Raw genomic sequence first — 14,655 nt, 5'->3', positions numbered from 1 at the left:
TCCTATGTCACTAAATTTCCCGCTGTTGCTGGTCATCGCCGTATTCGTCTGCGGCTTGTTGGCGTTGCTCGATCTGCTTTTCCTGGCGCCGCGTCGGCGTGCCGCCATTGCCTCCTATCAGGGCAGCGTGAGCCAGCCTGATGTGATGGTGGTCGAGAAACTGAACAAAGAACCGCTGCTGGTCGAATACGGCAAGTCGTTCTTCCCGGTGTTGTTCATCGTGCTGGTGCTGCGTTCGTTCCTGGTGGAACCGTTCCAGATCCCTTCCGGCTCGATGAAACCGACCCTGGACGTCGGCGATTTCATCCTGGTGAGCAAGTTTTCCTACGGGATCCGCTTGCCGGTGATCGACAAGAAAGTCATTGAAGTCGGTGAGCCACAACGCGGCGATGTGATGGTGTTCCGCTATCCGAGCGATCCAAACGTCAACTACATCAAGCGTGTAGTCGGTCTGCCGGGTGATCAGGTTCGTTACACCGCTGACAAGCGCCTGTTCGTCAACGGTGAATCGATCGCCGAGCAACTGGTCGGCTCCGAGCCGGGCACCTTGGGGAGCGCCGAGCTCTACAAGGAAAAACTGGGCGCCGCCGAGCACCTGATCCGCAAGGAAATGAGTCGCTACCGCGCTACGCCGGACCGTTCATGGACCGTACCTGCCGGGCACTACTTCATGATGGGCGACAACCGCGACAATTCGAACGACAGTCGTTACTGGGATGATCCGAGCATTCCCAAGGATCTGCTGGGCATGGTTCCCGACAAGAATATCGTCGGCAAGGCCTTTGCAGTCTGGATGAGCTGGCCGGAACCCAAACTCAGTCACCTGCCGAATTTCTCGCGGGTTGGCCTGATCAAGTAATCAAACACGGCGCTGTTGAACACAGCGCCGAATGCATTTCTGGAGTCGACACAATCGACACCGGCAGCATGAAAACAACGATATTCAGGACGTTATTTTTGAACACAGCGTTAATTGTCCCAAGCCTGCGCCGAACCCCGGCGATGGCGGTGGAATCCAACCACGAACTCAGCGTGGGTAAACCGTGAGCGTCTCTTTAAGCCGTCTCGAGCGCCAGCTCGGTTACACCTTCAAGGATCAGGAACTGATGGTCCTGGCCCTGACTCACCGCAGCTTTGCCGGGCGCAACAACGAGCGCCTGGAGTTCCTCGGTGATGCCATTCTCAACTTCGTGGCTGGCGAGGCATTGTTCGATCGCTTCCCGCTGGCCCGCGAAGGCCAGTTGTCGCGTTTGCGTGCCCGTCTGGTGAAAGGTGAGACCCTGGCCGTACTGGCCCGTGGTTTCGATCTGGGCGAATACCTGCGCCTGGGCTCCGGCGAATTGAAGAGCGGCGGTTTCCGTCGCGAGTCGATTCTGGCCGATGCCCTGGAAGCGCTGATCGGTGCGATCTACCTCGATGCCGGCATGGAAGTGGCGCGCGAACGCGTGCTGGCCTGGCTGGCTGGCGAGTTCGAAGGCCTGACACTGGTCGACACCAACAAGGACCCAAAAACCCGCCTGCAGGAGTTTCTGCAGTCCCGTGGTTGCGAGCTGCCGCGTTACGAAGTGGTGGATATCCAGGGTGAGCCGCATTGCCGGACGTTCTTCGTCGAATGCGAAATCATCTTACTGAATGAAAAAAGCCGAGGTCAGGGTGTGAGCCGTCGCATTGCCGAACAGGTAGCGGCCGCCGCAGCACTGATTGCCCTGGGTGTGGAGAATGGCAATGACTGATACAACTGCAACGCGCTGTGGCTATGTTGCCATCGTCGGCCGTCCGAACGTGGGCAAGTCCACGTTGCTGAACCACATCCTGGGTCAGAAACTGGCGATCACCTCGCGCAAGCCGCAAACCACCCGTCACAACATGCTCGGTATCAAGACCGAAGGCGATGTGCAGGCCATCTATGTCGACACCCCTGGCATGCACAAGGGGGGCGAGAAAGCCCTGAACCGCTACATGAACAAGACCGCATCGGCGGCGTTGAAAGACGTCGACGTGGTGATTTTCGTGGTCGACCGCACCAAGTGGACCGAAGAAGACCAGATGGTCCTCGAGCGCGTGCAATACGTGACCGGCCCGCTGATCGTGGCGCTGAACAAGACCGACCGCATCGAAGACAAGGCGGAGCTGATGCCGCACCTGTCCTGGTTGCAGGAACAGTTGCCGAACGCGCAGATCATCCCGATCTCGGCCCAGCACGGGCACAACCTCGACGCGCTGGAACGGGTGATTGCCGGGCATCTGCCGGAAAACGATCACTTCTTCCCGGAAGACCAGATCACCGACCGCAGCAGCCGTTTCCTTGCCGCTGAGCTGGTGCGTGAAAAAATCATGCGCCAGATGGGGGCCGAGCTGCCATACCAGATCACCGTCGAAATCGAAGAGTTCAAGCAGCAGGGGAAAACCCTGCACATTCATGCGTTGATCCTCGTCGAACGTGACGGCCAGAAGAAAATCATCATTGGCGACAAGGGCGAGCGCATCAAGCGTATCGGCACCGAGGCGCGCAAGGACATGGAGCTGCTGTTCGACTCCAAGATCATGCTCAACCTTTGGGTCAAGGTGAAGGGCGGCTGGTCCGACGACGAACGCGCCTTGCGTTCGCTGGGTTACGGCGACCTGTAATACGGCGCTGCCCCCTGTAGGAGCGAGCCTGCTCGCGATGGTGGAAAACGATAACGCAGGCTTTCTGAATGAACGCGGCGCTTTCAAGTCCATCGCGAGCAGGCTCGCTCCTACAGGTCACTGAGAACTCCATGTCCCAGCCAATTGGCCAACCCGCCTACGTCCTCCACTCCCGCGCCTACCGCGAAAGCAGTGCGCTGGTGGACTTCCTCACGCCGCAAGGTCGGCTGCGGGCCGTATTGCGCAGTGCGCGAGGCAAGGCCGGGACGCTGGCACGGCCATTCGTACCACTGGAAGTGGAGTTTCGGGGGCGAGGCGAGCTCAAAAACGTGGGGCGCATGGAAAGCGCCGGCGTTTCCACCTGGCTCAACGGAGAAGCCCTGTTCAGTGGCCTTTATCTCAATGAGTTGCTGATTCGCCTGCTGCCCGCCGAAGATCCGCATCCCGCCGTATTCGATCATTACGCCGCCACCCTGCTGGCCCTGGCTGAAGGTCGTCCGCTGGAACCGCTGCTGCGCTCATTCGAATGGCGGCTGCTCGATGACCTCGGTTACGGCTTTTCTCTGATCACTGACATCCACGACGCCCCCATCGCGCCGGACGGCCTCTATCGCTTGCAAGTGGATGCGGGGCTGGAGCGGGTCTATCTGTTGCAACCGGGCCTGTTCAATGGCACGGAATTGCTGGCCATGGCCGATGCTGACTGGAGCGCGCCGGGTGCCTTGTCGGCGGCCAAGCGCTTGATGCGGCAGGCGCTGGCCGTTCATTTGGGCGGTCGGCCGCTGGTTTCCCGAGAGTTGTTTCGAAAACCGTAAATTCCCCATGTATGCTGTGCACCGAACTTTCTCTTCTTCTGGAGCGCTTCCGTGACCACCAGCACCCGCATTCTTCTTGGCGTGAATATCGACCACGTTGCCACCTTGCGTCAGGCCCGGGGCACTCGCTACCCGGACCCGGTGAAGGCAGCACTGGATGCGGAAGAGGCGGGCGCCGATGGCATTACCGTGCACTTGCGTGAAGACCGTCGCCACATCCAGGAGCGCGATGTGTTGCTGCTCAAGGACGTGCTGCAGACCCGCATGAACTTCGAGATGGGCGTCACCGAAGAAATGATGGCGTTCGCCGAGCGGATTCGCCCGGCGCACATTTGCCTGGTGCCGGAAACCCGTCAGGAGCTGACGACGGAAGGTGGTCTGGACGTGGCGGGGCAGGAAGCCCGGATCAAGGCGGCGGTGGAGCGTCTGTCGAAGATCGGCTCGGAAGTGTCGCTGTTCATCGATGCCGATGAGCGTCAGATCGAGGCGTCCCGTCGTGTGGGCGCGCCGGCCATCGAGCTGCACACCGGGCGTTACGCCGATGCCGAGACGCCTGCCGAGGTGGCTGAAGAACTCAAGCGGGTTGCCGATGGCGTGGCGTTTGGTCTGGCCCAGGGCCTGATCGTCAACGCCGGCCATGGCCTGCATTACCACAACGTCGAAGCCGTTGCGGCAATCAAAGGTATCAACGAGCTGAACATCGGCCATGCGCTGGTGGCCCATGCGTTGTTCGTTGGCTTCAAGTCGGCTGTTTCGGAGATGAAGGCGCTGATTCTGGCGGCGGCCGCCAAGGCTTAAAGCCGGCCGCAAGACCCGATGTGGGAGCGAGCCTGCTCACGATGACGGCCTGACAGGCACAATTGAAGTGACTGAAGGGGCCCCATCGCGAGCAGGCTCCCTCCCACAATTATTTGGTGGGGGCTGTTAAAGCGGTGCCGGTTCCGGAGCCGGCTTGGTCTTGTCGATCCCCGGCACGAGCAACTTGCCCTCGGCCACTTGATCGCCTTCAAGTTGCGGCTGAGTGACCCAGGTCAGGATGTCGTAATAGCGGCGGATGTTGGCCACGAAATGCACCGGCTCACCGCCACGGGCATAGCCGTATCGGGTTTTGCTGTACCACTTCTTCTCGGACAGCCGCGGCAGCATTTTCTTCACGTCCAGCCACTTGTCCGGATTCAGGCCTTCGCGCGTTGCCAGTTTGCGGGCGTCATCCAGGTGGCCGCTGCCGACGTTGTAGGCCGCCAGGGCAAACCAGGTGCGATCCGGTTCCTGGATCGACTCGTCCAGTTGATCCTTCATGTAAGCCAGGTACTTGGCGCCGCCCATGATGCTCTGCTTGGGGTCGAGGCGGTTGGACACGCCCATGGCCTGCGCGGTGTTCTGGGTCAGCATCATCAGGCCGCGCACGCCGGTTTTGGACGTGACGGCCGGTTGCCACAACGATTCCTGATAGCCGATGGCCGCCAGCAGGCGCCAGTCGACTTTCTCTTTCTTGGCATAGGCCTTGAAGTGCTGTTCGTACTTGGGCAGGCGTTGCTGCAAGTGTTGGGCGAAGGTGGTGGCGCCCATATAGCCAAGGACGTCGACATGCCCGTAATAGCGGTCCTTGAGGCGTTGCAGGGTGCCGTTTTTCTTGACCTTGTCGAGGTAGGCGTTGATCTCGTTGAGCAGGCTGTTGTCATCCCCGGCCGCCACCGCCCAGCTCTGGTTGCTGGCGTCACCGAGGTCAAAGGCGACCCGGATATTGGTGAAGTAGACCTGGTTCATCGCGACTTCGTTGGAGTCCACCAGGGTCAGGTCGATCTGCCCCTCATCGACCATGCGCAGCAGGTCGACGACTTCAACGGCGTCGGACTCTTCGTATTCAATGCCGGGAAATTGCTTTTTCAGCTGCGCCAGTTGTTCGGCGTGGGTGCTGCCCTTGAGCACCATGATCTTCTTGCCCACCAGATCTTTCGCTTCGGTCGGGCGCGACTGGCCGTTGCGATAGATGATCTGTGGGGTCACTTCCAGATAGGAGTGGGAAAATCGCACCTGCTTTTTACGCGCTTCGCTGCTGACCAGCCCCGCGGCGGCCAATACCGGGCCTTTGGGTTTGCCCACCTCGTTGAACAGGTCGTCGAGGTTGTCGGCGGTCTCGATCTTGAGTTCGACCCCCAGATCGTCGGCGAAGCGCTTCACCAGCTCGTATTCGAAGCCGGTTTCACCGTTGCGATCCTGGAAGTAGGTGGCGGGGCTGTTTCGGGTGATCACCCGCAGCACGCCATCCTCCTTTACGCGCTCCAGTGTGTTGGGTTTATCAACACAGCCACTGAGCATCAGGAAGAGTCCGGTTGCGATCAGCCATTTGGCGTACCGCGGACGCAAAGCCGTTGGGAAAAACATTTGCGCAGTATACGCAAAGGACCACGAGCGCCATATCTCGACAGCAAAGGGCTTGTCTGCTAGAAGGCGAAAAACCCACTTGGAGCCCGCAGGAATGGGCTATAACCCGATTTTGCACCCGTCAAAATAACTCGAGCCGAGCGCCCCGATCGGCGCCGGTTTTTCGGTCGGACACCCGCTCCGACGTCCGGGTGCAACCGCGCGTAGCGTTTCGGGTGATGTCGCGGGCTGTTTAGGCTAGAATGCACGGCCTCAAAGCACACCCCTTCCCGAGGCTGTCCCGAAGATGTTGATCCTGCGCGGCGCTCCTGCCCTTTCTGCCTTTCGCCACAGCAAACTCCTTGAGCAACTGAGCCAGAAGGTCCCGGCTGTCAGTGGCCTGTATGCTGAATTCGCTCACTTCGCCGAAGTTACCGGCGTCCTGACCGGCGACGAACAGCAGGTGCTTGCGCGCCTTCTGAAATACGGTCCAAGCGTTCCGGTCCAGGAGCCGACCGGTCGTCTGTTTCTGGTGTTGCCGCGGTTTGGCACCATTTCGCCATGGTCGAGCAAGGCCAGCGACATCGCTCGCAATTGCGGGCTGACCAAGATCCAGCGCCTGGAGCGCGGCATTGCGTTCTACGTTGCCGGCCAGTTCAGCGACGCAGATGCACAGCTGATTGCCGATGTGCTGCACGACCGCATGACCCAGATCGTCCTGGGCAACCTCGAACAGGCTGCTGGCCTGTTCAGCCACGCCGAACCCAAGCCCCTGACCGCGATCGACGTGTTGGGTGGCGGCCGCGCCGCGCTGGAAAAAGCCAACACCGAGCTGGGCCTGGCCCTGGCGGAAGACGAGATCGACTACCTGGTCAACGCATTCGTCGGCTTGAAGCGCAACCCGCACGACATCGAACTGATGATGTTCGCCCAGGCCAACTCCGAGCATTGCCGTCACAAGATTTTCAACGCCAGTTGGGATATCGACGGCGAGAGCCAGGAAAAAAGCCTGTTCGGCATGATCAAGAACACCTACGTGATGCACAGCGAAGGCGTTCTGTCGGCTTACAAGGACAACGCATCGGTGATCGTCGGCTCCGTGGCCGGTCGTTTCTTCCCGGATCCTGAAACCCGCCAGTACGGCGCGGTGCAGGAGCCGGTGCACATCCTGATGAAAGTCGAGACCCACAACCACCCGACCGCGATTGCCCCGTTCCCGGGCGCGTCCACCGGTTCCGGTGGCGAGATCCGTGACGAAGGTGCAACCGGTCGCGGCGCCAAGCCGAAGGCTGGCCTGACCGGCTTCACCGTATCGAACCTGCAGATCCCGGGCTTCGAACAGCCATGGGAAGTGCCATACGGCAAGCCTGAGCGCATCGTTACCGCCCTGGACATCATGATCGAAGGCCCACTGGGCGGCGCGGCGTTCAACAACGAATTCGGCCGTCCGGCACTGACCGGTTACTTCCGGACCTTCGAACAATCCATCTCCACCCCGCACGGTGATGAGGTTCGCGGTTACCACAAGCCGATCATGCTGGCCGGCGGCATGGGCAACATCCGTGAAGAACACGTCAAGAAAGGCGAAATCCTCGTTGGCTCCAAGCTGATCGTGCTCGGCGGCCCGGCGATGCTGATCGGTCTGGGCGGCGGCGCGGCTTCCTCCATGGCCACCGGCACCAGTTCGGCGGACCTGGACTTCGCTTCCGTACAGCGTGAAAACCCTGAGATGGAGCGTCGCTGCCAGGAAGTCATCGACCGTTGCTGGCAACTGGGCGACAAGAACCCGATCAGCTTCATCCACGACGTGGGTGCGGGCGGTCTGTCCAACGCCTTCCCGGAACTGGTCAACGACGGCGACCGTGGTGGCCGTTTCGAACTGCGTAACATTCCAAACGACGAGCCGGGCATGGCCCCGCACGAAATCTGGTCCAACGAATCCCAGGAACGTTACGTTCTGGCAGTCGGCCCGGCTGATTTCGAGCGCTTCAAGGCGATCTGCGAACGCGAGCGTTGCCCGTTCGCCGTGGTCGGCGAAGCCACTGCCGAGCCGCAGTTGACTGTCACCGACAGCCACTTCGGCAACAGCCCGGTGGACATGCCGCTCGAAGTGCTGCTGGGCAAGGCCCCGCGCATGCACCGCTCGGTGGTGCGTGAAAACGAGCTGGGCGACGATTTCGATCCGTCGACCCTCGACATCGGCGAGTGCGTCGAGCGCGTACTGCATCACCCGGCCGTGGCCAGCAAGAGCTTCCTGATCACCATCGGCGACCGTACCATCACTGGCCTCGTGGCCCGTGACCAGATGGTCGGCCCGTGGCAGGTTCCGGTGGCCGACGTTGCCGTCACCGCCACCAGCTTCGACGTCTACACCGGTGAAGCCATGGCCATGGGCGAGCGCACTCCGCTGGCGCTGCTGGACGCTCCGGCGTCGGGCCGCATGGCCATCGGCGAAACCCTGACCAACATCGCGGCCTCGCGCATTGCCAAGATATCCGACATCAAGCTGTCGGCAAACTGGATGTCGGCTGCCGGTCACCCGGGCGAAGACGCGCGTCTGTACGACACCGTGAAAGCGGTCGGCATGGAGCTGTGCCCTGAGCTGGGCATCACCATTCCGGTGGGCAAGGACTCGATGTCCATGGCCACGCGCTGGAACGATGAAGGCGTGGACAAGGCTGTCACTTCGCCGATGTCCCTGATCGTGACCGGTTTCGCGCCAGTGACCGACATCCGTCAGACCCTGACCCCGCAACTGCGCATGGACAAGGGCACCACCGACCTGATCCTGATCGACCTGGGCCGCGGCCAGAACCGCATGGGCGCCTCGATCCTCGCCCAGACCCACGGCAAGCTGGGCAAGCAGGCCCCGGACGTCGATGACGCCGAAGACCTGAAAGCGTTCTTCGCCGTGATCCAGGGCCTCAACGCCGACGGTCACCTGCTGGCTTACCACGACCGTTCCGACGGTGGTCTGCTGACCAGCGTGGTCGAGATGGCCTTTGCCGGTCACTGCGGCCTGAACCTGGTGCTCGACAGCGTTGCCGAGGATGCCTCCGAGATCAACGGCATCCTGTTCAACGAAGAACTGGGCGCAGTGATCCAGGTGCGTCAGGACGCGACGCCAAGCGTACTCGCACAATTCAGTGCGGCGGGTTTGGCTGATTGCGTGGCGGTGATCGGCCAGCCGATCAACAACGGTCAGATCGACATCGTCTTCAACGGCGACACCGTGTTCGAAGGTCAACGCCGCTTGCTGCAACGCCAGTGGGCCGAGACCAGCTACCAGATCCAGCGCCTGCGTGATAACGCCGACTGCGCCGAGCAGGAGTTCGACGTGATCCTGGAAGAAGACAACCCGGGCCTGAGCGTCAAGCTCAGCTTCGACGTCAACCAGGACATCGCCGCGCCTTACATCAAGAAAGGCATTCGCCCACAGGTTGCCGTGCTGCGTGAGCAGGGCGTCAACGGTCAGGTGGAGATGGCGGCGGCGTTCGACCGTGCCGGCTTCAGCGCGATCGACGTGCACATGAGCGACATTCTGGCCGGCCGTGTCGACCTGAACGAGTTCAAGGGCCTGGTCGCCTGCGGCGGCTTCTCGTACGGCGACGTACTGGGTGCCGGTGAAGGCTGGGCCAAGTCGGCCCTGTTCAACAGCCGTGCCCGCGATGCGTTCCAGGGCTTCTTCGAGCGTAACGACAGCTTCACCCTGGGCGTGTGCAACGGTTGCCAGATGATGTCCAACCTGCACGAGCTGATTCCGGGCAGCGAGTTCTGGCCGCACTTCGTGCGTAACCGCTCCGAGCAATTCGAAGCGCGCGTGGCGATGGTGCAGATCCAGGAGTCGAACTCGATCTTCCTGCAAGGCATGGCCGGTTCGCGCATGCCGATCGCCATCGCGCATGGCGAAGGTCATGCCGAATTCTCCAGCGAAGAAGCACTGCTGGAAGCCGATCTGTCCGGTTGTGTGGCGATGCGTTTCGTCGACAACCACGGCAAGGTCACCGAAACCTACCCGGCCAACCCGAACGGTTCGCCGCGCGGGATCACCGGTTTGACCAGCCGCGACGGTCGCGTGACCATCATGATGCCGCACCCGGAGCGTGTGTTCCGCGCCGTGCAGAACTCGTGGCGTTCGGAAGACTGGAACGAAGACGCTCCTTGGATGCGCATGTTCCGTAATGCTCGTGTGTGGGTGAACTAAGAGCGGGTGGACTCAGGGCCGTGTACAAGCTCAGCTTTTTTGTTCCTGCCAGTCACGTCGAAGACGTGAAAAGCGCCGTATTCGCCGCCGGTGGCGGTCGGATCGGCGCTTACGATCACTGCGCCTGGCAAGCGCTTGGCCAGGGCCAGTTTCGCCCACTGGACGGCAGTCAGCCGTTCATTGGCGAAGCCGGGCAGGTCGAGCGGGTCGAGGAATGGAAGGTCGAGTTGGTAGTGGCTGACGAGTTGATTCACTCGGTGGTGATGGCGCTGAAACAGAGCCATCCCTATGAAACACCGGCGTATGAGGTGTGGCGGTTGGAGGATTTCTGACCGCTGAAATGAAAAACCCGCTGAGAGCGATTTCAGCGGGTTTTTTGGGGGTTGGGTTTCAGCAGTGTGGGAAGGTGCTCAGTCAGCGCAGCGGAATCTAATCTTCCGGGCTTACCACCGTAAACCGGACAACTGCACTCGGCTCGGAAGTGAGACCATTTTTACTCTGTCGTGCTCGGATGCGATGGTTGCCTTCTCCTAGCGTTAGCGAGCTGTACCATTTGTTATCCACCACCAACGCGTCGTTTAACTTTGTACCTGCGCCATTGAGTAATTCGACTGTATTGCCCACTTCACATAATCCATCGATTGCCAAAGCCCCCGCCGGGTGGGTACTGTCCGTGACGGGGACTCGAATTGATGGTGCGGGGGGGCGGGTGTCGATGATCCAGATGGGCAGCTGATAAAAAATTTTACCTATCGCCCACCCAGAGTCTCCATCACCTACATGAATATCGATCAATTCATTACCGGATCTGTAGTGAGGGCCAACCATCACTTTCCAGCGGTCACCGACTGAATATCCGTGATACTCCCCATTATCCCAATAGGTAACTACGTAAGTAAATGATTCAGTGCCTGAATATGGGGTGCGCGTACCGCCGAATTCGGAAATACCCATTGGAACGTTTCTTCCTAGTTGTCCGGGCGTAACTTCGGGCGTATCCCAGGTGGATTCCAGTTCGTTGTTTGTCAATCCGACTCCAATCCAGCGTCCTACCACATCGGATACGTCATCACCGACCACCTGCCGAATCTTCACATAGGCCACCTGGCTCTGGTTCCATGTATGTGCGTATGACCAGGTGGTACCGGTCACTACCGCTTTGCCTAACATGTTTTCATCCAGATCAAATACAAAAACTGTCGCGTTCAATGTACACGATCCCTTGAACTGCACTATGCCGCCGATGGGAATGGAGCTGTTGACGTCGGGCTCTGTCACTTCGGGCAAGGGGATTGTGCCCTTATCGCGCACCATGAATGTCGGGACTGGTCCAGGATCCGAGGTAATGCCATCGACAGTTTGTCGAACCTGAAAAGTATGGACGCCCGGTGAAAAATCCTTCAGCGAATGGGACCACTTTGTGCCGATGGCCGGCACAGTTACCCATGACGACGAGATCAATAGCTCTACTTGCGCGTTATCCACGCACGTGCCGCAAATGCGAATGTAATCAGAATACACGGCACCCAATTTTGGCCATTCGACCACCGGCACGGGTGGTTTCGTCGATTTTGCGGTTGAAGTGATTTTGTCCGTATTTTCTGCTTGTTCTTCGCTTGAATCGCTCATGGTCTAGCTCTCCTGGCGCAGGCGGACGCGCCTGGGTCTGGTGCAGATTCTCGTATAGACCATCAATAGTGAACATCTGACAGAAATGACAGTTCAGACCAACGGTAGTCGTTGGGATCAATGGGGCGGATGAGTTGATTCACTCGGTGGTGATGGTGCTGAAACAGAGCCATCCCTATGAGACACCGGCGTATGAGGTGTGGCGGTTGGAGGATTTCTGACCGCTGCAATGAAAAACCCGATGAGAGCGATTTCAGCGGGTTTTTTGTTGCGCGAAACAAAGGGAGCTAGGGACGAATCTCGATCATCGTGCCATCCGGCACCAGGTTCCAGACTTCACGCATGTCCCTGTTGCGCATGGCGACGCAGCCGTCGGTCCAGTCCAGGGTATGGAACAGGTCTTCCGGGGTGTCTTCGGTGTCCGGGGTGCCGTGGATCATGATCATGCCGCCGGGATCGACGCCTTCGCGGCGTGCGCGGGCGGAGTCAGTGATGTTCGGGTAGGAAATGTGCATCGCCAGATTGAAGTTGTTGCTGGTCTTGCGCCAGTCGATCCAGTAGAAGCCCTCTGGCGTGCGTTTGTCGCCTTCCATCAGTTTCGCGCCCTTGGGGCGTTTGCCCAGGGAAATGCGATAGGTCTTGACCGGCTTGCCGTCCATGATCAATTGCAATTGATGGGCGGACTTGAGAACCAGGACTTTCTCGATGACCTTGCCGTTCAGCGTTTCCACGGCAGACGCCTGGGATACCGTGATGAAAGACAAGCAAAACAGGGCAAGCAACCAGCGCATTGAAACGATTCCCCAAAAGGTGTCGCGACTATTCATTTATAGATGTTTTTTTAGTTGGCAGGCTGAGCGAGCGGCGGGATCGATTCGGACCGCACGGGGTAGACCTCGGCCCGCCGGTCAGCGAAGAAGCATTCTAAGGTACGGCCCACCGTGCGGAAAGCCAGCTCATCCCAAGGAATGTCGACTTCGTCGAATAATTGCACTTCCAGGCTTTCAGGGCCGGCGGCAAAGTTCAGATCGGCCAGTTCGGCGCGGAAAAATACATGCACCTGGCTGATGTGCGGCACGTCGATCAGGGTATAGATGCTCAGGTTGCGCACCCGGGCGCAGGCTTCCTCGGCGGTTTCGCGAATCGCCGCCTGCTCGATGGTCTCGCCGTTTTCCATGAAACCGGCGGGCAGGGTCCAATAGCCCAGGCGTGGCTCGATGGCGCGTCGGCACAGCAATACCTTGTTGCCCCAGGTCGCCACGCAACCGGCGACGATATTGGGGTTCTGGTAATGAATGGTCTGACAGCTGTCGCAAACGAAGCGAAGGCGCGAATCACCTTCGGGAATGCGCTGGGTCACCGGGTTGCCGCACTGACTGCAAAATTTCATGCTTGAGTTCCTGAATGCTGCGCCTATCTTGGCGTGCGGCGGTGGCTGTCGGCAAGTTGTCGTTTCGCGACACGCCGCTCTCCGGGGGCTTGGGCGACCGAGGCGATTGGTGCATGATGCAGGGTAAGGCACAGATCGAGAACACTCATGCTGGACGAGCTACTGCATCGGGTAAGCAACCACACACCGCGCACGTTGGAGACCGACCGACGTTTCCCCGAGGCCGCCGTACTGATGCCCATCACTCGCAGTGACGAGCCGGAACTGCTGCTGACCTTGCGTGCCAGCGGACTCTCGACCCACGGCGGCGAGGTGGCCTTTCCCGGCGGCCGACGCGACCCCGAAGACCCCGACCTGATTTTCACCGCCCTGCGCGAAGCCGAAGAAGAGATTGGTTTGCCGCCAGGGTTGGTCGAAGTGATCGGCCCGCTCAGCCCGCTGATTTCCCTGCACGGCATCAAGGTCACCCCTTACGTCGGGGTGATTCCCGATTTCGTCGAATACCAGGCCAACGATGCCGAGATTGCCGCGGTGTTCAGCGTGCCCCTGGAGTTCTTCCGCAAGGACCCGCGCGAACACACCCACCGCATCGATTATCAGGGCCGCAGCTGGTACGTGCCGAGTTATCGCTATGGCGAATACAAGATCTGGGGGCTGACGGCGATCATGATCGTCGAGTTGATCAACCTGCTCTATGACGCCAAAATCAGCCTGCACCAACCGCCGAAAAGCTTTATCAATACCTGATGCCATCACTCGAATGGCCTGAACACGCCGCTGCCTGAGCCTTGAGGACAACACAATGAAATACCGCCTGGGCGACGCCCGTGTCGAGACCCACCCAGAGAGCTGGGTCGCGCCCAATGCCGTGCTGGTGGGCAAGGTCAAACTGGAAGAGGGTGCCAACGTCTGGTTCAACGCTGTGCTGCGGGGCGACAACGAGCTGATCCTGATTGGCAAGAACAGCAACGTCCAGGACGGTACCGTGATGCACACCGACATGGGCTACCCGCTGACCATCGGCACCGGCGTGACCATTGGCCACAATGCCATGCTGCACGGCTGCACCGTCGGCGATTACAGCCTGATCGGCATCAACGCGGTCATTCTCAACGGTGCGAAAATCGGCAAGAACTGCATCATCGGCGCCAATTCGCTGATTGGCGAAGGCAAGGAAATTCCGGATGGTTCGCTGGTCATGGGCTCGCCCGGCAAAGTGGTGCGCGAACTGACCGAGCCGCAGAAGAAGATGCTCGAAGCCAGTGCCGCTCACTACGTGCATAACGCCCAGCGTTACGCGCGCGACCTGATTGAGCAGGAACAATGACGACCCCTGAACGCCCGGTGCCATCGCCCTGCGTGAATATTTGTGCGCTGGACGACGATGACATCTGCACGGGCTGCCAGCGCTCGGTCGAAGAGATTACCCGCTGGAGCCGCATGACCAACGACGAACGCCGCACGGTGCTGGGCTTGTGCCATGAGCGGGCCAAGGCCAGTGGGTTGGTGTGGATGATCGGCACAAAACCGGGGAATTGAGGCGCGGCCTTTGTTGTAGGAGCCAGCCGGCTCCGCGCGGCGTTCCGACGATGGACTCAAGAACACCGCGGGGAACCAGACTCCCC

General features: G+C 60.0%; 14 protein-coding genes and 1 pseudogene. 11 read left to right on the top strand and 4 right to left on the bottom strand.

Translation table 11 applies throughout. From position 1 onward, the window contains the following. Window positions 1-4 precede the first annotated feature (4 nt). The 5 genes from lepB to pdxJ all read left to right on the top strand — a co-directional run bounded on the left by lepB (window position 5) and on the right by pdxJ (window position 4,241). Window positions 5-859 (top strand): signal peptidase I, encoded by an 855-nt coding sequence (gene lepB, locus JQF37_RS23625; RefSeq protein WP_130207480.1) that lies wholly within the window; start codon window positions 5-7, stop codon window positions 857-859. 184 nt (window positions 860-1,043) lie between these two features. Further along, the gene (gene rnc, locus JQF37_RS23620) at window positions 1,044-1,733 is read left to right on the top strand and encodes a ribonuclease III (RefSeq protein WP_018927089.1); all 690 of its coding nucleotides are present in this window, start codon (window positions 1,044-1,046) and stop codon (window positions 1,731-1,733) included. Continuing rightward, window positions 1,726-2,628: a GTPase Era gene (gene era, locus JQF37_RS23615; protein WP_047538131.1), complete on the top strand. Its 903-nt coding sequence runs from the start codon at window positions 1,726-1,728 to the stop codon at window positions 2,626-2,628. The genes rnc and era overlap by 8 nt, the downstream gene beginning before the upstream one ends. Before the next feature lie 131 nt (window positions 2,629-2,759). Further along, the gene (gene recO, locus JQF37_RS23610; protein ID WP_090467302.1) at window positions 2,760-3,443 is read left to right on the top strand and encodes a DNA repair protein RecO; all 684 of its coding nucleotides are present in this window, start codon (window positions 2,760-2,762) and stop codon (window positions 3,441-3,443) included. A 51-nt stretch (window positions 3,444-3,494) separates the two neighbouring features. Continuing rightward, a complete protein-coding gene (pdxJ, locus tag JQF37_RS23605) occupies window positions 3,495-4,241 on the top strand; it encodes a pyridoxine 5'-phosphate synthase (protein WP_047538133.1) in 747 nt (248 codons plus the stop codon). 126 nt (window positions 4,242-4,367) lie between these two features. On the opposite strand, the gene mltF is transcribed toward pdxJ, so the two are convergent. After that, complete coding sequence (gene mltF / locus JQF37_RS23600; protein WP_130207482.1) at window positions 4,368-5,828, bottom strand: membrane-bound lytic murein transglycosylase MltF; 1,461 nt, start codon at window positions 5,826-5,828, stop codon at window positions 4,368-4,370. A 286-nt stretch (window positions 5,829-6,114) separates the two neighbouring features. Here mltF and purL point away from each other — a divergent pair, with 286 nt between their 5' ends. Both purL and JQF37_RS23590 read left to right on the top strand, forming a co-directional pair. Then, window positions 6,115-10,011: a phosphoribosylformylglycinamidine synthase gene (gene purL / locus JQF37_RS23595; protein ID WP_130207484.1), complete on the top strand. Its 3,897-nt coding sequence runs from the start codon at window positions 6,115-6,117 to the stop codon at window positions 10,009-10,011. A gap of 20 nt (window positions 10,012-10,031) precedes the next feature. Then, complete coding sequence (locus JQF37_RS23590) at window positions 10,032-10,343, top strand: YqfO family protein (RefSeq protein ID WP_130207486.1); 312 nt, start codon at window positions 10,032-10,034, stop codon at window positions 10,341-10,343. Window positions 10,344-10,440: 97 nt separating this feature from the next. Here JQF37_RS23590 and JQF37_RS23585 read toward each other — a convergent pair whose 3' ends face one another. Beyond that, complete coding sequence (locus tag JQF37_RS23585) at window positions 10,441-11,640, bottom strand: hypothetical protein (RefSeq protein ID WP_130207488.1); 1,200 nt, start codon at window positions 11,638-11,640, stop codon at window positions 10,441-10,443. A 125-nt stretch (window positions 11,641-11,765) separates the two neighbouring features. Here JQF37_RS23585 and JQF37_RS23580 point away from each other — a divergent pair. Then, window positions 11,766-11,861, top strand: a pseudogene (locus JQF37_RS23580) (NGG1p interacting factor NIF3); the annotation flags it as partial. 66 nt (window positions 11,862-11,927) lie between these two features. On the opposite strand, the gene JQF37_RS23575 reads toward JQF37_RS23580, so the two are convergent. Both JQF37_RS23575 and JQF37_RS23570 read right to left on the bottom strand, forming a co-directional pair. Next, window positions 11,928-12,431: a L,D-transpeptidase family protein gene (locus JQF37_RS23575; RefSeq protein WP_130207490.1), complete on the bottom strand. Its 504-nt coding sequence runs from the start codon at window positions 12,429-12,431 to the stop codon at window positions 11,928-11,930. A gap of 50 nt (window positions 12,432-12,481) precedes the next feature. Next, window positions 12,482-13,030, bottom strand: a complete 549-nt coding sequence (locus JQF37_RS23570; protein WP_103405805.1) for an NUDIX hydrolase — start codon at window positions 13,028-13,030, stop codon at window positions 12,482-12,484. 147 nt (window positions 13,031-13,177) lie between these two features. Here JQF37_RS23570 and JQF37_RS23565 point away from each other — a divergent pair, with 147 nt between their 5' ends. From JQF37_RS23565 to JQF37_RS23555, 3 genes are read left to right on the top strand one after another with little or no spacing between them, the layout of a single operon-like run. Continuing rightward, window positions 13,178-13,777 (top strand): CoA pyrophosphatase, encoded by a 600-nt coding sequence (locus JQF37_RS23565; RefSeq protein ID WP_047538148.1) that lies wholly within the window; start codon window positions 13,178-13,180, stop codon window positions 13,775-13,777. A gap of 55 nt (window positions 13,778-13,832) precedes the next feature. Next, the gene (locus tag JQF37_RS23560; RefSeq protein WP_130207492.1) at window positions 13,833-14,357 is read left to right on the top strand and encodes a gamma carbonic anhydrase family protein; all 525 of its coding nucleotides are present in this window, start codon (window positions 13,833-13,835) and stop codon (window positions 14,355-14,357) included. Then, the gene (locus JQF37_RS23555; protein ID WP_130207494.1) at window positions 14,354-14,569 is read left to right on the top strand and encodes a DUF1289 domain-containing protein; all 216 of its coding nucleotides are present in this window, start codon (window positions 14,354-14,356) and stop codon (window positions 14,567-14,569) included. The genes JQF37_RS23560 and JQF37_RS23555 overlap by 4 nt, the downstream gene beginning before the upstream one ends. Window positions 14,570-14,655 lie beyond the last annotated feature (86 nt).

This window comes from Pseudomonas sp. MIL9 (genome assembly GCF_016887925.1).
In the GTDB taxonomy this organism is placed as follows: domain Bacteria; phylum Pseudomonadota; class Gammaproteobacteria; order Pseudomonadales; family Pseudomonadaceae; genus Aquipseudomonas; species Aquipseudomonas mohnii.
The sequence above is the reverse complement of the archived record's forward strand: the minus strand, read 5'-3'. Positions and strand labels throughout refer to the sequence as shown.